This is a genomic window from Herbaspirillum sp. SJZ107 (genome assembly GCF_006715485.1).
Classification (GTDB): Bacteria; Pseudomonadota; Gammaproteobacteria; order Burkholderiales; family Burkholderiaceae_D; genus Telluria.
Genome location: NZ_VFNH01000003.1, coordinates 449,830 through 474,687 on the forward strand (window position 1 = coordinate 449,830; position 24,858 = coordinate 474,687).

The following is a 24,858-nucleotide window of genomic DNA, read 5'->3' on the forward strand; positions in this document are numbered from 1 at the left end:
ACGTGCATGAGCAGCGGACATCAAGGCTTGATCGCCGGCGCCACCTGATTCACCCACACCGGCGCCGACCACAAGACATTCCCATCGTCCTGCGTCAGCTTCACATAATAGAAGTGCTGCCCCGGCGCCGGCACGATGCTCACCTCGGCCTGCGCCGCCACCTGCGTCACCGTGCCATTCCGTCCCGGCACGCCCTCCATCACCGCCACCGACGCCACCCGCTTGCCGCCATCGCTGGCGTAATGCGCCTTCAAAACCAGCGGGCCGCTGTTGTCGAAGCGTTCGCCCATCAGGCGGCCGTTCGCCGTGAAGACCAGCTGCGCATGCTTGTCCATGGTGGCGAACACGCGGCGCGCGCGCAGGGCCTCGACGAAGCTGTCGCGCGTCAGCGGCACGCCGTTCGGCACCAGCACGGCGGTGCGGTTGGTATAGGACGCGCCCCAGTTGGCGCAGTGGTTGTCCTGGTTGCTGCTGAAGGCCACGTGGTAGCCGGCTTCCAGCGCCTTGTTGCAGGCCTGCTCGAAGTTGCTGCGGCGGGTCTCCTGCTCCTTGTCGTTGGTCGAGAAGGCCGAGGTGTTCAGCACTTCGCACAGCGCCATCGCGGCGTCGCCGTCAGGCGTGTAGCCGAGCGCCACGCCGTTCACCACGAACTGGCCGCCGTTGGCCGGGTGGTTGAACTGGCCGATCCAGCCGCGCTCCTTCATCAGCGTGTACAGCGCGCCGTAGTCGCTGCGCGCGGTCGCGGTGTCGGCCAGCAGGTCGCCGCGCCCATTCTTTTCCCAGCCCAGCAATTCGTCGCTGTTGAAGATGTTCAGGTGGCCGCCCTTGCTGATCACGCCCCACTCCATGCCGTACAGCGCCAGGAAGCCGGGATGCGCCGCATTGAAGCCACGCGCCGCCTGCAGCCCCGATTGGTACAGGGCTTTCGCCACAGCCGGGTCGGCGCCGCTGTCGGTGCCGTCGGAACCGTCGTACATGTGGTTGTGTTCCGAGACCATCAGCAGGTCCAGCCCACGGTCGCGGGCGTACGGGTAGGCGGCATCCGGGCCGTAGGGTGCGGTCTGCGGCTCTTGCGCGCCCTTGCAGTTGTCGAGCGGCGCGCCGCCGTCGCTGTGGCTGGTCTGGCTATGCAGGTTGCCGTAGTAGACCGTGTACGGCAGGCTGGCGGGTGCCGGCGCGGCGCCCATGCCGGGGTGCGCGGTCGGCAGCGGTGCAAAGGCGGGCATCAGGGGTGCCGGCAGCTGGCCGACGGCGATCTCCCAGCTCTGCTCGACCGTCTCGTCGGCGACTGCGTGCAGGCGCACGCGGTAGATGCCGGGCGCCGGCCTGCGTCCGTTCAGGCGGCCCTGCCAGCGCACGGTCACGTCGCGCGGCCGGCCGGCGAGCTGCACGCTGCCCTGCCAGCGCTGCACCGTGCGGCCGCCGGGCGCCACCAGTTCCAGCTGCCAGCGCGCACCCAGGCCTTGCTGCAAGCCGGGATAATCAAAGGAGAGCGTGAAGCTGCGCGCGTCCGGCTGGCCACGGACGGTACCGTCGCCGTGGTAAGGCGCGTTCAGCGTTGCCTCGAATTCGCTGTGCTCGTGCTGCGCGGCGGCGATGACGGCCGGCGCAGCCTTTGCAGCCGGCAGCTTCACGGGGTTGAACAAGCTGGCGGCGGCCAGCACCAGGAATGAGAGTCGGAATGAGGTTTTCATGATGCAATTTTTGCAATTGCATCAATTCCCGCCTTGATGTGCGGATCACCCCAATGTCAATTAATCAATATCTCTTTGACAAATATTGACTCGTTTGCAATAACCCTCAGAAATGGTATTCGGCCCGCACCATCGGCGTACTGGCACGCTGGCCGCGGTTGCCGGTGGTGGCCGACGTGTTGCCGAACTTGTTGTTCCAGAACTGGTATTCGACGCCGACCCGGAAGCGGTTCTTCGGCTGGCCGAAGCGGCTGCCGAGGTCGTACATCAGCTGCATGTCGAGGTTGGTCTCGGCGCCGGTCGAGTTGCCGACTTCATCGCGGCCCTTGGCACCGATGTAGTTCAGGTAGCCTTCGAAACCCCAGCCCTGGGCCCAGTCGCCGAGCAGGTTCGCCGGCAGCGGAATGCCCCAGCTGGCCGAGAACATGGCGTGGGTGTCGTAGGTATAGCGCCCGTTGACCTGCGAAATCGGCGGGAAGGCGCCGCTCGGCGCATTGCTCTCGTGGATCAGCAGCAGGCCAGTGCTGAGGAAACCGGGCACGTCCCACATCAGGGTCGGGCCGGCCACCAGCATGCGCTTGCGCGAGTTGTAGCCGACGTCGTTCTTGGTGTTCCAGTCGAAGCCGAGCACCAGGCCCAGGCCCTTCACCTTGCCGTACTGGATCGGCGCGCCGCGCAGGGCACCGATGTCGAGCGTATGGCGGTAGACCACATAGGCTTCCTGTGCGCCTTCGTCCTGGGTCAAGGAAGCGGGGTCGTTCTTGTCCGACTGCAGCAGGTCGAGGTTGAAATAGTTGGAGCCGTATTTGTAGCCACTGGCGTGGGTCAGCGCAAAGATGTTCTTCTTGATATCGGACGGGTTGACCGGTTCGCGGTAGCGGGTGCCGTAGCGCCAGCTGATGGCGGTATCGCTCCAGTCGGCGGCAATTGCAGGTGCGGATGCCGACATCGCCAGCAGGATCAGGGCGGCGGCATTCGTTGTTGTGAGTCTCATCATTTTTCGCAGGTCGTGTCGTGGGCGGGGCCGGTCGCGACAGGGTCGGCGGCGCCGCAGGCGACCGTCAGTTCCACCTTGTGCAGCTTGCCGTCGTCCACCAGCGCGATCGACGCATCGTCTTGCGGCAAACCGTCCACGATCAGCGCAGCATCGGTGCCTTTGCGCACCTCGATCGTGTATGTACTGCCGCGGTAACGGTAGTGTAGCCGGAAGCCATCCCAACCGGTAGGCAGTTGTGGCGTCAGCGCCAAGCGTTCGCCGCTTCGCGCCACGCCAAGCAACGATTCGACGATCAGGCGCAGCATCCAGCCGGCCGAACCGGTGGTCCAGCTCCAGCCGCCCCGCCCCAGGTGCTGCGGCGCCGCGCTGACGTCGGCCGCCATCACGTAGGGTTCGGCCATGTAGCGCGCGCAGGCTTGCGGATCGCGCGCGTGGTTAACCGGATTGATCATGCGCAGCAGTTCCCAGGCGCGCTCGCTGTCGCCCAGGCCGGCAAACGCCATCGTGGCCCAGATCGCGGCGTGGGTGTACTGGCCGCCGTTCTCGCGCAGGCCGGGCGCATAGCCGCCGATATAGCCGGGGTCGGGGCCGGCGCCGTCGAAGGGCGGATCGAGCAGCTGGACCAGGCCGGCGTCGCGCCGCACCAGGTGGGCGTCGACCGCGTCCATCGCCGCGCGTGCGCGGGCCGGATCGGCGGCGCCGGACAGCACGCCCCAGCTCTGCGCGATCGAATCGATGCGGCATTCCTGGTTGTCGCGCGCGCCGAGCGTGGTGCCGTCGTCGAACCAGGCGCGCCGGTACCATTCGCCGTCCCAGGCGTGTTCCTCGATATTCAGCGACAGCACCTGGGCCGCGCTGCGGCAGGTGGTGGCAAAGCCGTAGTCGGCCTGGCCCTCGGCCAGCGTGGCGAAGCGCTGCAGCACCTCATATAAAAAGAAGCCGAGCCAGACGCTCTCGCCCTGCCCCTGCGCGCCGACGCGGTCCATGCCGTCGTTCCAGTCGCCGCTGCCGATCAGCGGCAGGCCGTGGCCGCCGAACACCAGCGCGCGCCGGATCGCGCGCGCGCAGTGCTCGTACAGGCTGCCCTGCTGGCTGGAGTGCTCCGGCAAGTCATACGAGGCGGCTTCGTCGGGCCGCAGTTCCCGTCCCTCGATGAAGGGCACGACCTGGTCCAGCAGCGCCGTATCGCCGGTGACTTCCACGTAGCGGCACACGGCCAGCGGCAGCCACAGATAATCGTCCGAGCTGCGCGTGCGCACACCGCGGCCGTGGGGCGGATGCCACCAGTGCTGGACGTCGCCGTCGACGAACTGGTGGCCGGCGAACAGCAGCAGGTGGTCGCGCAGCAGCTCGGGACGCGCGTGCACCGTCGCCATCGCATCCTGCAGCTGGTCGCGGAAACCGTAGGCGCCGCTCGACTGGTGGTAGCCGGTGCGCGCCCACAGGCGGCAGGCGATGGTCTGGTACAACAGCCAGCCGTTGGCGAGCGCGTCCAGCGCCGGTTCCGGCGTCTCGATGCGCACGGCGCCGAGCGTCTCGTCCCACCAGTCGCGCATGCGGGCGAAGCTGTCGTGGGCGTTGCTTGCGCCGGCATGGCGCTGCACCATGCCGGCTGCGTCCAGGTTGCGGCGGCCGCCGACGCCCAGCATGAACACCAGCTCCTGCTCCTCGCCGGGCGCCAGTTCGACCACCGTCTGCAGCGCGGCGCACGGGTCGAGCGCGGCGCCGCTGCGGCCCGAGAGGCCGGCACGTTCAAGGGCCGCCGGACTGGCCAGGCTGCGGTGGCGTCCGATGAATTCGAGGCGGTCGCAGGTGTACGAAACCTGTTCGGCATCCAGGTGGAAGAAGGCGACCCGGCCCGAGAAATCGGTGTTGTAGGCATTGCGGGCAAACAGCGCGCCGCTGGCCGGATCGTGCTCGGTGACCACGTGCAGGGCCGACGTCTCGCGCAGGTCGCCCAGCACCCATTCGACGTAGCCGGTGACCGACAGGCGCCGCCGCGACGTGCCCTCGTTGCGCAGCTTGACGACCACGTACTTGAGCGGCGCATCCAGCGCCACATGGGTCTGCAGTTCGCTGCGGATGCCATGCGCCGCGTGCTCGAACACGCTGTAGCCGAAGCCGTGGCGCGTCAGGTAATCGGCGCCGGACGGCGCCGGCAAGGCGGTCGGCGACCAGAACACGCCGCTCTCTTCGTCGCGTATATAAAAGGCTTCGCCGCCGGGGTCCGATACCGGGTCGTTGTGCCAGGGCGTGAGGCGGAATTCGTGGGCGTTCTGGTTCCAGCTGTAGACTTGCCCGCTTTCCGAGACCACGCTGCCGAACATCGGGCTGGCCAGCACGTTCGACCAGGGCGCCGGCGTCGGCCGGCCGGGGCCGATGCGGATGACATATTCGCGGCCGTCGGCGCTGAAGCCGCCGATGCCGTTGTCGAGCTGCAGCGGGGGCACCGCCAGCGGCTGCGGCTGCGCGGCGGGCACCTGCGCTGGCGGCACGGTCTCCAACCGCGGCGGCAGGTTCGGCTTCTGCAGGCCGCCACGGCGCAGCTGGTCGGCCAGGCTGCCGCGCTCGTCCGACAGCACCACCCGCGCCACTGATTGCATCAGGATCCGGTCCTCGTTCGGGATCTGTTCGAGCGCGCGCACGAACACGCCGCCGGGGCGGTCGAGCGACTGCGCATCGAGTCCGGCGGCGATCAGGTTCATGATCTGGTCGCGCAAGCCCTGGCGGTAGCCGCCGGCGCCGCCGCTATCGCCGTCGCCGCACCAGATCACCAGGTCCACCGTCAGGCCCTTCAGGCGCCACCAGGCATGCGCCTGCACCAGCTGGCGCGCCAGCTCGATATTGGCGCTGTCGCGCAGCTGCAGCAGCACGATCGGCCAGTCGCCCGACACTGCATACGCCCACAGCCCCGACTGGCCGCGGCCGTTGCGCGCGATCAGGGCCGGGTCGGCGCGCAGCGCGGCCTGCGGATACAGCACGGCACCGGCCAGGCAGCCGTACAGCTGGGCGTCCGGCTCGCTCGCGTTCAGCTGGCGCAGCACCGCCTGGCCGTGGGTCCAGGCCAGCTCGAACACGCGGTCGGCCAGCGGGTTGCCAGCTTCCTGGGCCTGGTATTTGTCGACGAGCTGCATCGCTCCCTCGCGCGTGGCGGCCACGCCCAGCACCACGTCCACCGTGATTTCCTGTCCGGGCGCCAAGGTCAGGACACGCCGGATCGCCACCGCTGGATCGAGCACCGTGCCCGCATGCGCGCCGAGCGGGCCGCTGTCCGCCAGCGCGGCCGGCAGCGCATTGCGCCGGCCGCGGCCGATGAAGGCGGCGCGGCTGGTCTCGAAGCTTGCCGCGTCACCCTCATCCACTGCGGCACCATGCACCGCCATCAGGTTCAGCAGGACCGGCGGCCGCTCGTCCGGCGTCTGCGGCCGGCGCGTGCACAGGATGGCGCCGCGTTCGGGCAGGATCTCGGTCTGCACGAACATCCTGGAAAACACCGGGTGCGCAGCGTCGATGGCGGCAGATGCCAGCACCACTTCGGCGTAGCCGGTCAGCTCGATGCGGCGCACCCGGCCCGATTTATTCGCGATGCGGGTGCGGCGCAGCTCGATGTCGTCTTCCGGCGAGACCACGATCTCGGTGTGCAGATCGATGCCGTGGTCGCTGCGGCGGAATTCGGCGCGGCCTTCCGAGAACACGGCTTCGTAGCGCTCCGGCGCGGCCTGCACCGGCTGGCGCGTGGTCGACCAGACGGCGCCGCCGTCGAGGTCGCGCACATAGCAGAAATGGCCGCTGTCGTCGGCGCTCGGATCTTCGCGCCAGCGCGTCACGGCCAGGCCGTTCCAGTGGCTGTAGCCGGTGCCGGCGGCGCTCACCATCACGTGGTAGCGGCCGTTCGACAGCAGCTGCACTTCCGGATGGCCGGCATCGGCATCGGTCACGCTGCGCGCTACCGCGTTCGCCGTGCCGGCGGCCTGGGCCGGCTGGCGCAAGGCCGGATGATCGGCGCCCGACGGCTCGGCGGCGCCGGACCTGGGCACGCGTTCCTGCAGCAGCGGCAGCGTGGCGCGCAGCTGCGGGTCGCTCTCGAAGCGGCGCTGCATCGGTCGCCCATGCAGCAGGTGGGACAGCGCCAGCAAGCCCATGCCCTGGTGCTGCACCATGAAGGCACGCACCACGGCGCTGGCCTGGCCGGGCGGCAGGCGCGCCGGCGTGTAGTCGACCGCCTCATAAAACCCGTAGCGGCCGCTGAAACCGAGCGCCGCCATGCGCTGCAGGTTGGCGCAGGCCAGCGCCGGCTCGACCATCAGCGCCAGCATGCCGGCATACGGCGCGACGACCAGGTCTTCGCCCAGGTCGCGGCGCGCGCCGGTGCCGGGCACGCCGAAGGCGCGGTACTGGTACTGCATGGCGGCGTCCACCGTGTTGTAGCCGGACCCGGACATGCCCCAGGGGATGCCGCGGCGGCCCGCATACGCGGCCTGGGCGCGCACGATGCCCCGGTAGGTCTGGTCGAGCAGCGTGCCGCGCTGGCCGGGCATCAGCAGCAGCGGCATCAGGTATTCGGCCATGGTGCCGTTCCAGGACAGCAGCACCTGCTCGCCTTCCGCCAGGGACAGCTGGCGTCCCATCGCGTACCAGTGCTCCTGCGGCAGCTGGTCCTGGGCGATGCCGACGAAGCTCGCCAGCCGCGCTTCCGACGCCAATAGATCGTGGCTGCCGCCGTCGAGGCGGCGCTCGCTGACGTTGTAGCCGGTCGCCAGCAGGCCGGTGTCGCGCCGGTACAGGAAACCGAAGTCCATGGCGGCGAACTCGCGCGCCAGGCGCGCCAGCAGGCGCAGCTCGTCCAGGCGCGCACGCGCGTGAGCGGCGCCCTCCTCCACCATCGCGGCCAGCGCATCGTCGGCCGGCAGGCGCACGCCGCCTTCCGCCAGTTCGCGCAGGGTCGGGATGCGGGTCAGGCTCGAATCCAGCACGTAGGCCTGGGCGGCGCGCATCCACGGCGTGCTCAGGAGCAGGTCGGCGTGGAAGGCGTGGGATTGCGCGGCCAGCTTGCCGGTCCAGCTGCGCAGCTCGGCGCCGGCATCGTCGGCGACGGCCTGTTCGATGGCCACGGCAGCGCGCGCCAGCGCCGCCAGGCAGTCGAGCAGGCCGGGCAGCGTGTCGAGGCTGCGCCAGCGCTCGGGGCCGAGCTGCAGGCGCATGGCGGCGATCGCGTCCCTGAGCGGCGCCGGGCCGGCTTCGGCCAGCTCGGCGACGATGTCCAGGGTGTCGCCGATGCCGTCCAGCGCGCGGCTGGACGCGGCTGGGCGATCGGCCAGCTGTTCCAGCCCCGCGGCCAGGGTCAGCAGGTGGCCGGCCAGGTTGCCGCTGTCGGCCGTCGACACCACCATCGGCAGCAGCGGCGCCAGGCTGCGGGTGTCGTACCACTGATAGAAGTGACCGCGGTGACGCTCCATGCGGCCCATGGTCTGCAGGGTGGCGCGGGTGCGCGCCAGCAGGTCGGGGGTGGCGGCGTAGCCGAAATCCCAGGCGCTCAGGTTGGCCAGCAGCGCCAGCCCGAGGTTGGTGGGCGAAGTGCGCTGTGCCACCCGCGGCGCCGGATGCTCCTGCATGCTGTCGGGCGGGAGCCAGTTGTCCTCGGGGCCGACGTGGTCTTCGAAGAAGGCCCAGGTGCGGCGCGCCAGCCTGTGCAGAAAGCGGCGCTGGCCGGCGTCGATGGCGGGCGCGGGCCGCGCCACGGGCAGGCTGATCCACCAGGCGACGACCGGCGACAGGAACCACAGCAGCAGCAGCGGCGCCGCCGCGAACAGTGCCAGCGGATTGGCAAACGACAGCAGCAGCGCGGTGCCGATCGCGAACCCCGGTGCGAACGTCATGTTGTGCCAGTTGCTTTCCAGGTCGGTACTGGAACGCGCCAGGCTGGACGCCTTCCACTCCAGCAGGCGGCGCCGGCTCACGCCCAGGCGCCAGGCGCTGCGCGCGATCGCGTCGAGGCTGTACCAGGCTTCGTGGGGCAGGAAGCTCACGTCGAGGATGGCACGCACGACGCCGCTGCACGTGTCCTGGGCCCAGTTCAGCAGGTGCTGGCGCAGCGTGACGTCGTGCGCCTTGCCGGCCAGGCGGATCAGGGCCTGGAAGAACACCGGCAGGAAAAAGATCGCGAGCACCGCGGCGCTCCAGAACGCCGGCCCTTCCAGCTGCGCCCAGCACAGCAGCAGGAGTGCGCTAAGCACCGGCGCCACCAGGCTGCGGCGCAGATTATCGAACAGCTTCCAGCGCGACAGCGGCGACAGCGGATTCGGCACCCGGCGGCCGTCAGGAGCCGGCACGCGCGCGCCCAGCCAGCCGGCCAGCTGCCAGTCGCCGCGGATCCAGCGGTGGCGGCGGCCGACGTCGTCGCTGTAGCGCGCCGGGCAGGCTTCGTGGAGCTGGACGTCGTCCAGCAGGCCGGAGCGGACGTAACACCCTTCCAGCAGGTCGTGCGACAGCACCCGGTCGTCCGGGAAGCGGCCCTGGAGCATGCGCTCGAACACCTCGAGGTCGTAGATGCCCTTGCCGATGAAGGAGCCTTCGCCGAACAGGTTCTGGTAGACGTCGTGCTCGGCACGCGTGTACGGATCGATGCCGGGCTCGCCGCTGCACAGGCGCTGGTAGCGCGACGCATTTTCCGGCGCCAGCGAGGCGCTCACGCGCGGCTGCAGCAGGCCGTAGCCTTCGGCCACGCGGCTGCCATCCTCGTTCAGCACTGGCGTGTTCAGCGGGTGCGCCATCGCGGCCACCAGCGCACGCGCGGTGTTGCGCGGCAGCCGGGTGTCGGCGTCGAGCACGATCACGTAGCGCGTTTCGGCCAGGCCGTCGGCGCTGCCTTCGACCACGCTGAACGGCGTCCGCGCGCCGCTGCGCAGGAAGGCGTTCAGATCGGCCAGCTTGCCGCGCTTGCGCTCGCGCCCGATCCAGGCGCCCTCGCCCTCGTTCCAGACACGCTGGCGGTGCAGGAACAGGAAGGGGTCGTGTGCGTACTTGGCGTTCAGGGCGGCGATGGCGGCGCGCGCCTGCTCGACCAGTTCGGCGTCGCCCGGCATGTCCTGCAGCGGTGCGTCGAGCAGGTCGGTCACCAGGCAGAAGCGCAGGTGCGGATCGCGGTTGGCCAGGTAGCGCACCTCGAGGTCGTCGCACAGCGCGGCCACGTTGTCGCCGCTGTACAGCAGTGCGGGCACCGCCACCACGGCCTGGGCATCGGCCGGGATGCCGGCGCTGAAATCCATGCGCGGCAGCGGTTTCGGACGCACCAGGCGCGCCGCCAGCAGGTTGACCAGGGAAAGCGCCAGCTGGCTGGCGCCGAACGCGGCCAGCACGGCAAGCGCGAACAGCAGCGCGTCGCCGGCGCCGCCGGCCTGCGCGTGGATCACGGCGGCGGCCGTGAACAATGCCGTCAGGATGGCGGCCGCGCCCAGATAAAAAGGCAGCGGCAGGCGGCGCAGCATGCGGCGCACCGAGCGGTGCGCGGCCGTGCCCAGCTTCAGGCGCCGTTCCAGACGCGCCAGGCCGCTACCGGCCAGGTAGAAACCGACGTGACGTTCGCGCTGGCCTTGTGCGCTTTCGCCCGCCAGCGCCAGCGCCTCGCCGGCGACCTCGGTTTCGCTGCGCCGGCTGGCGCGCGCCAGGCGCTCGATGGTGTGGCGGTAGTGGTCGCGCGTGGCGAAATCCATCTTGCCGTAGACGCCGGCTGGATCCTGGCGCAGCGCCTGTTCGACCGCGCTCAGGGTCTCGACGAACTCGCGCCAGTCCATGGTGCCGAGCAGGCGCAGGCTGCCGATGCTGTTGGCCACCGAGACCTGGTCGGCGGACTGGCGCGCGATGTCGGTCTGCACCGACTGCTCGATGGTGCGCTCGTCGTCGGCCAGGCGGGTCGCGACCCATTGCAGGGCCTGGGTCAGCGGGCCGCTGCGGCCCTGCAGGCGGCGCGTCAGTTCGGCCACGAAGCTGGCGTCCATCGCCGGGACCTCGCGCGCCATATCGGCCACCAGCAATATCAGGTCGCCCGGACGCTGGTCGGCCTGGCCGGCCAGGCGGTCGGCCCAGCGGTTGGCCAGCGCACGCTGCCTGCAGGTGTGCGCCTGGCGCGCGGCGATGCGGCGCACGTTTTCGAGCAGCGCCAAGCGCAGCATGATCGGCACCGCCCACAGTTCGCCCAGCGCCAGCGGCGCGCCTTCCTGGTAGGCGGCGACGAAGCGTGCCAGGCTTTCGGGCTCGACCCGGCCGTCGCCATGCGCGACGGCTTCCAGCGCCAGCCGGTAGACGCGCGGGTGGCTGTCCGCCTCGTCCTCCCCCGGCGCCAGGGCCAGGCAGGGCAAGGCACGGCTGTAATGACGCGGCAGGTGGCTGTGCGCCAGGCGCACCTGCTCCTCGATCATGTAGCGGTGATCGAGCAGCCATTCGGCGGCCGGCGCCAGGCGCACGCCATCGCGCGCCGCCAGCGTCAGCGCGCTGCAGGCCTCGAGGATGACGGCGGCATTCTCCGCCAAGCGGTCGAGCAGGCGCGCGCTGCCCGGCTGCGTGCCCAGCTGGTGCTCGGCCGCGAGCCTGCGCCCGTGCACCGCCATCTGGGCGGCGGAGAACAGGTCGGCACGCAGTGGCGCGGCATCGTCTGGGCGGTGGCGTTCGTCTTTCAACAGGGACCTCGATGTTGGCGTGCGCAGCCGATTGCTGGCAAGCGGGATCGAGGGCGCACGGCTGCCGCCATGCTAAGAGATCAGGTCTTCAGTGACAGTGCGTTAGCGTACGCTCGCCTTGCAAGCGGCGTACGTACGCGTTCCGCATGGGATCACTGCGCCAGCGCGATCCCGCCGGCGAGCGTCCACGCCTGCGCGTGGCCGGCGCGGCGCAGGGCCAGCGCGGCGCGGGCGCTGCGGTTGCCGCTGCGGCACACGAACACCAGCGGCCGTTCGGGCGTGGCCAGCAGGTATGCCAGGTGCTCGGCCAGGCGCGACAGCGGCAGGTTGAGCGCGCTGCGGCCATGCAGTGCGCATGCGCCGGCGTCGGCTTCCGGCTGTTCGCGCACGTCGACCAGCAAGGCATCGGCGTGGGTTTTCAAAAAGGCCGCCAGTTCCGCCGGCGCCAGCTGCGCGGTGGCGCCCTCGGCGGTGGTGGCGGCCCCGGTGCGGAATGCCTGGCCGTCGAGATCGACGCCATGGCACAGCAAGGCCGCAGGCCGCGGCAGATTGTCGGTATCGCCGGTAAAGGCGATACAGCCGCCGTCGGCCGCCTCCAGCAGGTAAGCCATGCGCGTGCCGCTCGACGCCAGGCGCGCCAGCACCCGGCCACCGATCGCGATCGCGGCTTCGCTGTCCGGCCAGCCCAGCGGCCCGGGATCGGCCGGTGCCTGTCCCAGCGCCGCACGCAGGGCCGCACGGGCCGTCGCCCCCTCCGCATCGGCGCCGGTCCCCAGCACCGCCGCCACGCGCAGGCCGCGCGCGCCAACCAGGGCCGCGATGCGCGGCGCCAGCGCCAGCGGCGGATCGATCGCCACGCCGACGCCGGCATCGAGGTCGAAGGCGATCCAGCCGTGGCGGCCTTCGGCGCTCACCTGCAGCAGGCCGTGCGCGGCGCCGCTCAAGGGTGACGGCGCCAGCAGCGGCGCGCGCAGCGCCTGGCCGCAGCGGCGGATGCGCGCACAGGCTTCGTCGATGAAATCGTCGCCGGCCGTCGGACCGAACGACAGGCGCACGGCGCCGCTGCTGCGCCACAGCGGCAAGCCCATCGCCGCCAGCACGTAGCTGGGCGCGGCCTTGGCCGCCGAGCAGGCCGACCCCGCACTGACGCGCAGGCCGGCGGCATCGAACAGGTCGAGCAGGTCTTTCGACGCCAGGCCCGGCACCGCGAAGTTCAGCGTGGTCGGCAGCGCCTGCGCCAGCGGCGCGTTGAACACGATGCCGGGGAAGGCGTCAAGCAGCGCCGCTGCCAGCCGGTCGCGCATGGCCGCCATCCCGGCGTGGCTGCGGAAGGCCGTGCCCTGCTCCAGTTCGGCCAGCACCGCGCCCAGCGCGGCGATGCCGGCCATGTTCTCGGTGCCGGAACGCTGCCCGGCTTCCTGGCCGCCGCCGATCATCAGCGGCGTGTAGGGCGCGCCGTCGCGTACGTACAGCATGCCGATGCCCTTCGGCGCATACAGCTTGTGGCCGGAGAACGGTGCGTAGTCGATGCGGGTCGCGGCCAGGTCGAGCGGCAGCTTGCCGAGCGCCTGCACGCAGTCGACCATCCAGTAGGCGCGCGGCCCTTGTTCGCGCAGCGTGCGTGCGATGCCGTCCAGGTCGGAGATGACGCCGGTCTCGTTGTTGGCCGCCATCGTGCATACCAGGGCCGCGCGTGGCGCCAGTTCGCGCAGGATGTCGAGGCGGTGGCGGCCATCGGCATCGACCGGCAGCGCCTGCAGGGTCAAGCCGGTGCCGAGCAGGCGGTTCCAGTGCGCCAGGCTTTCCGACACGGCCTTGTGCTCGGTGGCGCCATACACCAGCAGGTCGCCGCAGGTATCGCCTGCAGCCAGGCGTTCGCGGATCGCGCACAGCGCCGACAGCACGGCGGTCTGGATGCCCTCGGTGGCGCCGCTGGTGAACAGCACCCGGCCCGGCCCTGCTTTCATCACGCGGCGCGCCCTTGCGCGGGTGTCGTCGAGGATCTGTTTGGCGCGCAGTCCAGCCGCATGGCTGCTGCTGGGATTACCGAAGCGGCCGCCCATGGCATCCAGCGCGGCCGCGATGGCGGCGGGCAGCACGGGCGAGGTGGCGTTGGCGTCGAGATAGAGTTCGTCAGCGTGGGAAAGGTGGCTCATGAAATAATTGCCAAAAGTCCAAAAATAATCGTGCGCGAGTGGCGCCATATTGAGTAATATGTTACGGACTCATGCAGGATAAGATGTACTAAAATCTCATCAGTTTTGCCAGCCTCACAGAACAATTATTCTCATACCGGCAGGAAAATAAAATGAACTCACTCGACAAATACGATTGCGCCATCCTCGCGGCGCTGCAGGCGGATGCCACCCTGTCGATTTCCGGGCTGAGCGAGAAGGTCGGGCTGTCCAGCACCCCCTGCTGGAAGCGGGTCAAGCGCCTGGAAGAAGAGGGGTATATCGAGAGCCGGGTCAGCATCGTCAACCGCAACAAGGTGGGTCTGCCGGTGACGGTGTTCGTCAGCGTGCGCACTGTCGAACACGACGAAAAATGGCTGGAGCGCTTCGCCGCGGCCGTGATTGCCCTGCCCGAAGTGCTCGAATTCCACCGCATGAGCGGCGACGTCGACTACCTGCTGAAGGTGGTCACCACCGACATCGGCGGCTACGACCGCTTTTATAAAAAGCTGATCAAGACCGCGCAGCTGTCCGGCGTCTCGTCGGCGTTCTCGATGGAGCAGATCAAGTACACCACCGCGCTGCCGCTGGACCTGATCTCGCACGGCCTGCCGGCCTGATGCCGCGGCCAGCGCGAATCGTGCGATGATGGCGCCCGTCGGAATCTAGAACGGAGATGCGTCAAGAATGAAAATCGCTTCACTCGCACTGGCCGCAACGCTGCTGGCCACTGCTTCCCATGGCGCCCTGGCCCAGGACCAGCCCGTGCGCATCGGCCTCAGCGGCCCGCTGACCGGCGCCAACGCATTTGCCGGCAAGGACAACGAGAACGGCGTGCGCCTCGCGCTCGAGGAACTCAACGCCCGCAAGATCAAGGCCGGCGGCAAGACCCTGCGTTTCGAACTGATGTCCGAGGATGACCAGGGCGACCCGAAATCCGGCGTCAACGTGGCCCAGAAGTTCGCCGACGCCGGCGTCAAGTTCGTGCTCGGCCCCTACAACTCGGGCGTGGCGATTCCGGCCTCGCGCGTCTACCACGATGCCGGCATCCTGATGTCGACCGTCGGCACCAGCCCCAAGATCACGCAGGCGCGCTATCCGAACGTGTTCCGCATCGTGGCCAGCGACACCCAGGTCGGCGCCTCGATGGCCTCGTACGCGGCCAAGGCGCTCAAGATCAGGACGGTCGGCGTGATCGACGACCGCACCGCCTTCGGCCAAGGCATCGCCGACGAATTCGCACGTCAGGCACGCGCTTCCGGCCTCACCGTCGCCGGCCGCGAATTCACCAACGACAAGGCGAGCGACTTCGCCTCGATCCTGACCTCGTTCCGCACCAAGAAGGTCGACGCCATCTTCTTCGGCGGCTACGCCCCGCAGGGCGCGCCGATGGCACGCCAGATGAAGCAGCTCGGCATGGCGAACGTGCGCCTGCTCGGCGGCGACACCCTGTGCAGCCCCGAGATGGCCAAGCTAGGCGGCGACGCGGTCGGCGCCAACGTACTGTGCGCCCAGGCCGGCGCCATGCTCGACAAGCAGGCCGGCGGCCCGGCCTTCAAGACCCGCTACAAGGGGCGCTTCGGGCGCGAGCCGGACGTGTACGCGCCGGCCTTCTACGACCAGACCATGTTCATCGCCAAGGCGATCCAGGATGCGAACAGCGTCGACGCCGGCGCGGTCGGCAAGGTCCTGCACAGCGCCAGCTACACGGGCGTGGCCGGCACCTACGGCTACGATGCCAGCGGCAACCTGAAACAGACCGCGGTCACGGTGTACACCTTCAAGGGTGGCCAGCTGGCGCCGCTGGCAAACTACTGATTTTCCAGTAAAGACTGGGCGACGGGCGGTGCAAGGGTTATCCTTGTGCCGCCTTATTTTTCCCACCAAGCAGATCACCTATGAAGAACTTCCTGAAGCTGGGCGCGATCGCCGCCGCCTGCCTCATCGCCTGCGCGCCCGCCGGCGCCGTCCAGACCAGCGCCAAGCCGGCCGGCGCCAGCACTGCCGCCAGCCCCGCATCGAAGCAACTGGCCAAGCTGGGCGACGACTACTGGAACGCGCAAGCGCGCTTCGATCCCGTCATGGCCGGCGAAGCGGGCGACCCGCGCTTCCCCGACCAGATCGGCATGTCGATCGCACCCGACATGCGCGCGCGCCAGTTCGCGCTGTACAAGGACATGCTGAAGCGCCTGCACGCGATCCGCCGCGACCGCCTGGCGCAGCGCGACCAGACCAGCTACGACATCCTCGACTTCGACCTGCGCACCACGCTGCGCATGGAAGCCTTCCCCGAGCACCTGCTGCCGCTGAACCAGATGGACGCGATGCCGGTGACGCTGGCGAACTACTCCAGCGGCCAGGGCGCGCAGCCGCTGGCGACCGTCAAGGATTACCAGGCTTACCTGAGCCGCCTGAACCAGCTCACGCCCTGGATCGACCAGGCCATCGCCAACATGCGCGAGGGGATGAAGCGTGGCGTCGTGCTGCAGAAGGCGGTCATGGTCTCGGCCCTGCCCCAGTTCAAGCAGCTGGTCGCGGCCAAGGCCGAGGACAGCATTTATTACGCGCCGGTAAAGCACTTCCCATCGACCTTCTCGGACGCCGACAAGAAGAAGCTGGCCGACGCCTACCGTGCCACCATCGACGGCAAGCTGAACGCGGCGCTGGCGCGCCTGTCGGCCTTCCTCGAGACCGAATACCTGCCGGCCTGCCGCACCAGCACCGGCTGGAGCGCGCTTCCCCAGGGCATGGACTGGTACCTGGCGCGCGTCGCCAGCCAGACCACCACCGACCTGCAGCCGGAACAGATCCACCAGATGGGCCTGAAGGAAGTGGCGCGCATCCAGGGCGAATACGCGCGCATCGGCCCGCAGATGGGTTATACGGGTGCGCCCAGCGGCCTGCCGACCTGGGTCGGCGAACAGGCCAAGTACAAGCCGTTCAAGACCGAAGCCGAGATCATCGCCGTCTACCGCAAGCTGAACGCCACCCTGAACACCAAGCTGCCGGCGCTGTTCTCGCTGCGGCCGAAGACCCCGCTCGACATCCGCCTGGAACCGGAACTGACGCGCGCCACCGCGTCCGACCACTACACTCCGCCGGCCACCGACGGTTCGCGTCCGGGCGTGTTCTGGTCGGTCGTCAACGACCCGACCCAGTACGGCGACACCGGCATGGTCACGCTGTTCCTGCACGAAGGCCAGCCGGGCCACCACTTCCACATCGCGCTGACCCAGGAACTGGGCCTGCCGACCTTCCGCCAGTACTATTTTAATAATGCCTTTACCGAAGGCTGGGCGCTGTACGCCGAAACCCTGGGCAAGGAAATGGGCCTGTTCGACAAGCCGGAAGATTATTTCGGCCACCTGAACGACGAGATGCTGCGCGCGGTGCGCCTGGTGGTCGACACCGGCATGCATGCGAAGGGCTGGACCCGCGAGCAGTCGATCCAGTACATGCGCGACACCCTGGGCTATCCGGAATCGATCGCCCGCAGCGAGACCGAGCGCTACATGGCGTGGCCGGGCCAGGCGCTGGGCTACAAGATCGGTGCCTTGAAAATCCAGGAACTGCGCGCGCGCGCGCAGGCGGCGCTGGGCGACAAGTTCAGCCTGCCGGCGTTCCACGCCATCGTGCTGGGGGAAGGTACGCTGCCGCTGGCGCTGCTGGAGAAGAAGGTGGATCGGTGGATTGCCGAGTCCAAGTGATCAAGGAATAGTGGCGAAATATGCCAACGTCGTCCCCGCGAAGGCGGGGACCCAAGTTCTGCCTGCGTTACGTCGGCGCGTAAAACTTGGGGGGATAGCGCAGCTATCCCCCTGCGCGGGAACGACGTTCATGCGGAAACGCTTAAAGAGGCGTTATAACTTCTCCGGCGCCACGCGCCACACCAGCCCGCCCGCATCGTCCACCACCAGCAGCGCCCCATCCGCGGCCACCGTCACCGCCGCCGGCCGCCCCCACACATCGCGGTCGCTCAGCACCATGCCGGTCATGAAGTCCTGGTACTGCCCGGTCGGCACGCCGTTCTTCATCATCACGCGAATCACCTTGTAGCCGGTGCGGATGCCGCGGTTCCACGAGCCGTGCAGGGCCAGGAAGATGTCGCCGTCGTACTCTTTCGGGAAAGCGTTTTTCGCACCCGCCGGGGCGTGGTACACCACCATGCCCAGCGGCGCCGAGTGGGCCTGGATCAGGGTGTCGGGCATGATCGCCTTGCCTTTCAAATCGGGGCGGATGCCCTTCAGGCGCGGGTCTTCGTGGTCGCCCAGGTAGTACCACGGCCAGCCATAGAAACCGCCCTGTTTTACGCGCGTGACGTAATCGGGCGGCAGGTTGTCGCCCAGTTCGTCGCGCTCGTTCACGCTGCAGTACAAATCGCCGGTATCCGGGTGCACCAGCATGCCGACGCAGTTGCGCAGGCCGTTGGCGAAGTTGCGGCGGTTCTTGCCGTCGGGGTCGAAGGCCAGCACCGTGGCGCGGTCGGTCTCTTCGGCCCAGGCGCCGCCCAGGCCATGGCGTTTTTCCCACTCGGGCAAGGCGAGCGGCGGCTTGTTGCCGATGCCGGACGCGATGTTGGTGGCCGACCCGACCGACACGAACAGGGTCTTGTCGTCTTTTGAAAACGCCAGCGTGCGCGTGGTGTGGCCGCCGGTGGTGTCGCTCAGCTTGTCGACGATGGTTTCCGGCTCGCCCTTGGCCTTCAGGTCGCCCGGCGCATACGGGATGCGCACCACCGAGTTCACGTTGGCCACGTACAGGTACTTCGGATTCGGGCCGGACGGCCACAGCGCCATGCCGTAGGGGCGCGACAGGCCGCTGGCGAACACGCTGGCGCTGTCGGCCTTGTCGCCGCCGCCCTTGGCGCGCAGGATCGTGATCTGGCCCTTGCCGGTGTCGGCCAGCAGGATGTCGCCGTTGGGCGCGCGCAGCGCCAGGCGTGCCTTGCCGCTATCCGCCGCGAAGGTGGTGACCTTGAAGCCTTTCGGCACCGCCGGCAGCGCGCCGTCCGGACGCGCCGCCACTTTCGGGCCGTTGCCGGCGCTCTCGCTGGCGAAAGGCTGTACCAGGCTGGCGACGGTGATATGGTGCAGGTCGCCCGGCTTGTCTTCGGTCCAGGCGCCGGCCTTGTCGCCGCCGGCCGCCTTCGGCGCGGCTGCCGTGGCGGCAGCGGCCACCTTGCCGTGTTGACCGGCCAGGTAATCGATCACGGCGGCGCGCTGTTTCGCGTCGGCGATCCCGATCGGCATCGCGGTGCCCGGCACGTCCTTGCTGGGGTCGCGCAGGAAGACGTCGAGTTCCTCCCTGGTCCAGGTCTTGCCGGCAGCGCCGGCCTTGGACAGCGCGTCGGTGTAGTTGAAGCCGGGGACGCCCGCCGCCTTGCGCCCGACCACGTTGAACAGGCCGGGGCCGGCGCGCGAGCCCATGCTTGCATCCGCCGTGTGGCAGCTGGCGCAGTTGCGCTCGAAATAAGTCTGGCCAGCCGAGGGAGCGGCCGCGGCGGCGCCGGCGATGGCCAGCCAGCCGAAGGTGGCGGTCAGCGCCGCCGGAATCGTTTTATGCATGTCTCCTCTTTCCTCTACAAGATTAATCGATCATGAAGACCGGATAACGGCCCCACTCCGGCTCGCGCCAGCGCGCGCAGTTGGCGAAGATGAAGTCGAGCACCGCGCCCTGGTCCTGCAGCAGCGCCGGGTTGGCGGCCTTCCAGTCGGCGAACTTCGCCGCCAGCGCAGGTTCCTCGCGCAGCAGCTTTTCGGCCTCGTCCTCGAATACGTAATCCGAATATGCTTCCTTCTTTTCCAGGACGCTGTTGAAGAAGCCCCAGCGGAAGAAGCTGTCGTGGCCCAGCGGTTCCAGCATCTCGACCGCATAGCGCGCATTGTCCTGGTCGAGCCAGACGATGTGGTCGCCGGCACGCAGGGTGACGCTGGCGCAGCCGCGCTCCAGTTGCACGTCGTCGTGGAACATGTGGCCTTCGTAGGCGTTCGGGCGCGAGGTCACCGACTTCACGTGGTAGCACGCCACTTCCTGCTCGCGCTCGGACTCGACGCGCTCCATGCGCACGCCGTTCCACTGCAGGCGCTCGATCACTTCGCGCCACTGCTGCGGCACCACGTAGGCGCGCGGCGCGTAGACCACGATGTCGGCCGGGAAGCGGTTGTAGTACGGGATGTCCTTTTCGTAGGGCGCGCTGCGGTCGTACCACAGGCGCTGGTAGTCGCCCAGCAGGCTGGGTTTGTACTTTGCCTCGTAGCCCTTGAAGCGGAAGCTGGATGGGCTGGATGCGTCCATGTTCCAGTGGATCGGCCACTCGCGGCGGGTGCGGCCCTGGTCCTTGGCGGCGCGGCGCAACGCGACGATCCGCTCGCCATGTGCGACCGTGAAGCCGAGCGCCGTCTCGACCAGCGCGCGCATCGAGTGGTAGCGGTCGGCGAAGGGCTTCAGCATGTGGGTCTCGGGCATGAAGCCGATCGTGTGGTGCAGGGCCGCGTAGCCGGTCGAGAAGCGCGCGGTCTCCAGGAACTCGGCGATGCCATCGTCCGGGCTGTCCTTGACCGGGTTCACGTAGGGGCAGGTCGGCCAGCCGCGCCGGTCCATCTCGGCGTACATGTGCGGCAGCATGGTATCGCGCAGAAAATCGCCCAGATCTCCGCCCAGCTTGTCGGCCTGGGTGTGGATCAGCGTCATCGTGTAGGCGTAGTCGGCGCCGTTGGAGGTATGGGTGTCGACCATCACGTCCGGGTCCCAGGCCGTGAAGAATTCGTTGAACACGCGCGCAGTGAGGGTGTCGCACTTGACGAAGTCGCGGTTCAGGTCGAGGTGGCGGCTGTTGCCGCGGAAGCCGAACTGCTCGGGGCCGTCCTGGTTCACGCGCGAGGTATTGTTGCGGTTGAAGGCGCCGTCGACGTTGTACAGCGGGATGAAGATGAACACGGTCTTGCCCAGCGCGGCCAGGCGCTGCGGCTCCAGGCAGAAGTCGCGCACCAGCGCCATGCAGGCGTCGACGCCTTCCGGTTCGCCCGGGTGGATGCCGTTATTGTTGAAGAACACCGGCCGCCCTTCGCGCTTGATCTCGCCGCAATTGAAGGCGCCATCGCTGCTGACCACGCCGGCGTGGATCGGCACGCCCGCATCCGAGGTGCCGATCCGGGAAAAGCGCAGTACGCGCGGATGCTGGCGCGCCAGGTCTTCGTACCAGGCGATGCAGTCGGCCCAGGTGGTGGTCTGGTTCTGGTTGCCCTTCTCGAAAGGCGTCTTCAATTCATTGGACATGGTGTGTGCGGTGAGGGTGTTTCCAAGATCGCTAAGATACCTCAGAAGCACCCCCGAGTGGCAGCGCGATCGCCACCAGCGTGCCCTCGCCCGGGGTCGAGCGTACCTGGATGCTGCCGCCGAGCGCGAACACGCGCTCGCGCATGCCGATGATGCCGATGCCTTCCGACGCCAGCGCCGGATCGAAACCTTCGCCATCGTCCTGCACCTCGATCTGCAGCGCATCGCTGGCCTCGGACAGCACCAGGCTGACGCGCGCGTAACCGGCGCCGGCATGCTTCATGATGTTCGACAGCGCTTCCTGCACGATGCGGTAGGCGGAAATCGCCAGCTCGTTGCCGATCTTCGAAAAATCGCCTTCGGTATGGAAATCGAACACCACGCCGGCGCTGCGGTAGTGATTCACCATTTCCTCGACCGCGCCGTGCAGGCCCAGCATGTCCAGCACTTCCGGCCGCAGCCTGCGCACCAGGCGCCGGCCGTTGGCGTACAGGTCGAGCGCCAGCTTGGTGATGGCCTGGGCTTTCGCGGCGATCTGCTCGACTTCCGGTCCGGCAGGCGCCTTGTTGGCCAGCAGCTGGATGGTCTGCGATTCCAGGCGCACCGCGATCAGGGAAGCGTTGAGTTCATCGTGGATCTCGACCGCGATCGACTTGCGCTCGTCCTCGATGATGCTGTTGACCTTCTGGATCAGTTTTCTCTTGTCGGCGTCGGCGCGCAGCGCTTCGTTGCGCGAGGCCAGCAGGTCGCGGGTGCGCTCGGCCACCCGGTTTTCCAGGTCCCGCCTGGCGTCGTCGAGCGCCACCGACATCTCGCCGATCGAAGCCTGCAGCTCGCCGACCTCGCCGCCGGTCGTCACCGGCAGCTGCACCCGCACGTTGCCGCCGCGGATGCGGCGCAGCACCGCGATCGCTTCGCGCAGCGGCACCGTCAGGCTGCGTGCCAGGATGAAAGCCAGCGCGCCGCTGGCGATCAGGGCCAGCGCCGCCATCGCCAGCTCGATGCGGAAGCGCTGCACCTGCTTGGCCAGCATGTTGGTCGGCGACATCGTCACGCGCACGCGGCCGACCACTTCGCTGGTCATCGTCGGCGGGCGGATGTCGCTCGAGGCCGAGACGTGCGGCGTGCCGTTATCCGAGAACAGGTTGATCCACACCACCTGCTTGCGGATCGGCGCTTCGTACCAGCGCCCCCCGGGCTGCGGCAGGATCGGGTGCTCGGACACCACGCCGACCCGGTTGCGGCCGGCGGTGTCGACCACGTCGATGCGGTACACGCTGGTGTCCGACTGGACCAGGCCGTTGATGGTGAGATGCAGGTCGGACAGGTTGCCGGAGATGACGTTGTACTCGCTGGTCTCGGCCAGCGCGCGCGCCAGGATGCGGCCGCGTTCGGCCAGTTCCTCGTCGACCTGGGCCCGGTGCGCGTACCAGGAGTAGCCGACGAAGGCCGAGAACAGCAGTGCCACCGGCAGCATGGTGATGAAGGCCATGCGCAGGCCGATGCTCCAGCCGCGCCAGAAGCGCAGTGTCATGGCGGCGGCGCCGGTTTCGCGCCCGGAGGACGCCGGGCGAAGTGGCGCGCCGCGTCGTCCACGGTCACGTCGAGCGACTTCGCCACCCCCTCGTTGACGATGGTGCGGAAGTAATGCGGGAACTGCGGCGCCGGCAGCTGGCCGCCGGCGACGTAGGCGGCCGCGATCTCGGCCACTTGCGTGTTGATGTCCTCGACTTCGGAATAGGTCGTGCCGAGCGCGCCGGCCTTGACCATGTCGGCGGAAAAGCCGATCACGCCCTGCTTGTGGCGGTAGGTCGAGAGCAGGATGTTGCGGAAGTTCTCGGCGTTGTAGATGGCGGCGTCGGGCAGCGCCAGCAGCACGTCGGTCTGGGCGATGCGGTTCAGCAGGTCGTTGATGTCGTCGCCGCTCCTGCCGCCGCTGTTGTCTCCCTGGCCGGCGTCCAGCACCGTGACCTTGTCGAGCGCCAGCGCCGGCTTCAGGAAGGCGGTGTCGGCGCCCAGCAGCGCCGCCACCCGCACCGGCCGCCGGTACAGCAGCGCGGCCAGGCGCAGCTGGTCGGCGGGGGCCGGTTCGGCGTACACCGCCGTGATCGCCGCCGCCTGCGTCGGCGCCAGCCGGGCGGCGATGGTGCGGTAGACCTGGCTCGATGTGAAGGCGGAAACGACCACGCAATCGCAGCGGCGCGCCGCCACGTCGCGCAGCGCGCTGGGGCCGATGGCGACGTACAGGGTGCGGCGGCGCTGGGCCAGTTCGGTGCGGAACTTGCCGAAGATCGGGACCAGGCGCTTGACCAGGTCTTCGCTGATGCGGCGGGTGATGGCGCTGTCGTCGGCGGCCACGATCTGGAAGCCGTAGTCGTGGACGGGGTCGGGTTTGGCGGCTTGGGCGCTCGTGGCCGCCAACAGGAGCAATGTGCCGAGCAGCTGACGCACAGCGGTCAGGGCTCGATCAACCCATGCTTCACCGCCAGCTTGGTGATGTAAGCCTGGCGATGCACCCCCAGCTTCTCCTTCACCGACTGGCTGATATTGCTGATCGTCTTGCTCGACAAATTCAGCCGCTCCGCGATCTCGTTGTTGGTCAGCCCTTCCGCCATCAGCCGGAAGATCTCCAGGCTGCGCTCGTCCAGCTGCGATTGCGGCGAGACGTCGCCGCGGACCGCGATGCTGGCCAGGCGCTCGGCGATCTGCGGCGGGAAGTACAGCTTGCCGCCATGCGCGTGGCGCACCGCGTCGGCCAGGTCGGCCGGGTCGCAATCCTTGGTGACGAAGGCGTGGGCGCCGAGGCGGTAGGTTTCCTTGATCAGGCTATCCTGGTCGAACTGGCTGAGGAAGACGATCTTCGCCTGCGGATCGGCCTTCAGGATGTTCTGCGCCGCGTCCATGCCGGTCAGCTCGGTACCGAAGCGGATGTCGAGCACCGCCACGTCGGGCTTCTGTTCCGCATACATGGCCACCGCCTCGCTCGGGGTCTTGGCCTGGCCCACGACTTCCATGCCCTGGGCCGCCAGCGACATGGCGAAACCGGTCATCACGATCGGGTGGTCGTCCGCCAGCATCACGCGGATCGGCTTCTGGTCTTTCTGCACTTTACATTCTCCGGGCATTCGTCGACTTGGGCTTGCCAATCTCTGGCACCTGCACCTACCACGGCATCGAAGCCGCAGCAGGCGCGCCCCGATTATTCCATACAAAGCCCGCAGAAGCGATCTGACAACTTGTGGAATTACAGACTACTATTAAATCCCTTTGCAAATTGCTAGGACCTAGCATATAGTAATTCCAACACCTACCAACAAGGAGGATGGCCATGCAGTTTTCTCATACCAACGAGGGTGGCAACAAGGCCGGCAAGTTCCTGCTGGTCGCCGGGCTGCATGTCGCAATCGGCGCGCTGTTCATCCACGCCATGAACAGCCGCCACATTTCCCTGTCGCGGATCAACGAGCAAGTGCTGGTCATGCTCGATCCGCAGCGCGTCGACCCGCCACCGCCGCAGCCGCCGTTGCCGATGCCGCCGCAATTGCTGCCGAAGATCGTGCCGCCCACGCTGGTGATGCCGGAACCCGAAGTGTCCGTGTCAGCGCCGCCGGATGCGGCGCCGGTGCATGCCACTACCACGCCCGACCCCGCGCCGGCGACGGCCGGACCGGCACATGCGGTGCCGGATACGGCGCCCGCCGGGTCGCAGGCCAAGGCTGCTGGCAATCCGGTACGCACGGCGGTGCTGGCCGACCCGAACGCCTGCGCCCTGCCCGACTACCCGGTGCGCGCCGCCCGCGAAGGCATCAGCGGCACCACCCTGCTGGCGCTGCTGGTCGGCACCGACGGCCGCGTGACCTCGTCGCGCATCGAGCGGTCCAGCGGCTCGCGCGACCTCGACCGCGCCGCCGTGAATGCCCTCAGCCTGTGCCGCTTCAAGCCGGCCTCGAACAACGGCGTGGCGGAAGCCGGCTGGGCGCAGCTGGCCTACGTCTGGACCCTCGATTAGCGCGACCGCCTCACCGAAGGTCATCGAACCCGTTTTT

General features: G+C 68.6%; 13 protein-coding genes. 4 read left to right on the plus strand and 9 right to left on the minus strand.

Going from position 1 to position 24,858, the window contains the following annotated elements:
- Window positions 1–20 precede the first annotated feature (20 nt).
- The 4 genes from FBX97_RS20150 to FBX97_RS20165 all read right to left on the minus strand — a co-directional run bounded on the left by FBX97_RS20150 (window position 21) and on the right by FBX97_RS20165 (window position 13,519).
- The gene (locus FBX97_RS20150; RefSeq protein ID WP_185748668.1) at window positions 21–1,694 is read right to left on the minus strand and encodes a CehA/McbA family metallohydrolase; all 1,674 of its coding nucleotides are present in this window, start codon (window positions 1,692–1,694) and stop codon (window positions 21–23) included.
- Window positions 1,695–1,800: 106 nt separating this feature from the next.
- Complete coding sequence (locus tag FBX97_RS20155; RefSeq protein WP_141837070.1) at window positions 1,801–2,688, minus strand: outer envelope protein; 888 nt, start codon at window positions 2,686–2,688, stop codon at window positions 1,801–1,803.
- The gene (locus tag FBX97_RS20160; RefSeq protein ID WP_255517564.1) at window positions 2,688–11,363 is read right to left on the minus strand and encodes a GH36-type glycosyl hydrolase domain-containing protein; all 8,676 of its coding nucleotides are present in this window, start codon (window positions 11,361–11,363) and stop codon (window positions 2,688–2,690) included. Before FBX97_RS20160 ends, FBX97_RS20155 begins: the two co-directional genes overlap by 1 nt.
- A 152-nt stretch (window positions 11,364–11,515) precedes the next feature.
- Entirely contained in the window at window positions 11,516–13,519 is a 2,004-nt protein-coding gene (locus FBX97_RS20165) for an aminotransferase class V-fold PLP-dependent enzyme (RefSeq protein ID WP_141835778.1), read from the minus strand.
- A gap of 152 nt (window positions 13,520–13,671) precedes the next feature.
- On the opposite strand from FBX97_RS20165, the gene FBX97_RS20170 reads away from it, so the two are divergent.
- The 3 genes from FBX97_RS20170 (at window position 13,672) to FBX97_RS20180 (ending at window position 17,244) form a co-directional block, all read left to right on the plus strand.
- A complete protein-coding gene (locus FBX97_RS20170) occupies window positions 13,672–14,157 on the plus strand; it encodes an Lrp/AsnC family transcriptional regulator (protein WP_141835780.1) in 486 nt (161 codons plus the stop codon).
- 67 nt (window positions 14,158–14,224) lie between these two features.
- Window positions 14,225–15,355 carry a branched-chain amino acid ABC transporter substrate-binding protein gene (locus FBX97_RS20175; protein WP_141835783.1) on the plus strand — a complete coding sequence of 377 codons (1,131 nt, stop codon included), beginning with the start codon at window positions 14,225–14,227 and terminating at the stop codon, window positions 15,353–15,355.
- A gap of 80 nt (window positions 15,356–15,435) precedes the next feature.
- Window positions 15,436–17,244, plus strand: a complete 1,809-nt coding sequence (locus tag FBX97_RS20180; RefSeq protein ID WP_141835786.1) for a DUF885 family protein — start codon at window positions 15,436–15,438, stop codon at window positions 17,242–17,244.
- 153 nt (window positions 17,245–17,397) lie between these two features.
- Here FBX97_RS20180 and FBX97_RS20185 read toward each other — a convergent pair whose 3' ends face one another.
- Genes FBX97_RS20185 through FBX97_RS20205 form a run of 5 tightly spaced genes read right to left on the minus strand, consistent with a single transcriptional unit; the run spans window position 17,398 to window position 23,919 of the window.
- Complete coding sequence (locus FBX97_RS20185; RefSeq protein WP_141835789.1) at window positions 17,398–19,101, minus strand: PQQ-dependent sugar dehydrogenase; 1,704 nt, start codon at window positions 19,099–19,101, stop codon at window positions 17,398–17,400.
- Window positions 19,102–19,123: 22 nt separating this feature from the next.
- Window positions 19,124–20,812: a M14 family zinc carboxypeptidase gene (locus FBX97_RS20190; RefSeq protein WP_141835792.1), complete on the minus strand. Its 1,689-nt coding sequence runs from the start codon at window positions 20,810–20,812 to the stop codon at window positions 19,124–19,126.
- Between the two features lie 31 nt (window positions 20,813–20,843).
- A complete protein-coding gene (locus tag FBX97_RS20195) occupies window positions 20,844–22,346 on the minus strand; it encodes an ATP-binding protein (RefSeq protein WP_141835795.1) in 1,503 nt (500 codons plus the stop codon).
- Window positions 22,343–23,263, minus strand: a complete 921-nt coding sequence (locus FBX97_RS20200) for a hypothetical protein (RefSeq protein WP_141835798.1) — start codon at window positions 23,261–23,263, stop codon at window positions 22,343–22,345. Before FBX97_RS20200 ends, FBX97_RS20195 begins: the two co-directional genes overlap by 4 nt.
- A gap of 5 nt (window positions 23,264–23,268) precedes the next feature.
- Complete coding sequence (locus tag FBX97_RS20205; protein WP_255517565.1) at window positions 23,269–23,919, minus strand: response regulator transcription factor; 651 nt, start codon at window positions 23,917–23,919, stop codon at window positions 23,269–23,271.
- Window positions 23,920–24,140: 221 nt separating this feature from the next.
- Between FBX97_RS20205 and FBX97_RS20210 the strand changes: the two genes are divergently transcribed.
- Window positions 24,141–24,821, plus strand: a complete 681-nt coding sequence (locus tag FBX97_RS20210) for an energy transducer TonB (RefSeq protein ID WP_185748669.1) — start codon at window positions 24,141–24,143, stop codon at window positions 24,819–24,821.
- The last annotated feature ends 37 nt before the right edge of the window (window positions 24,822–24,858 follow it).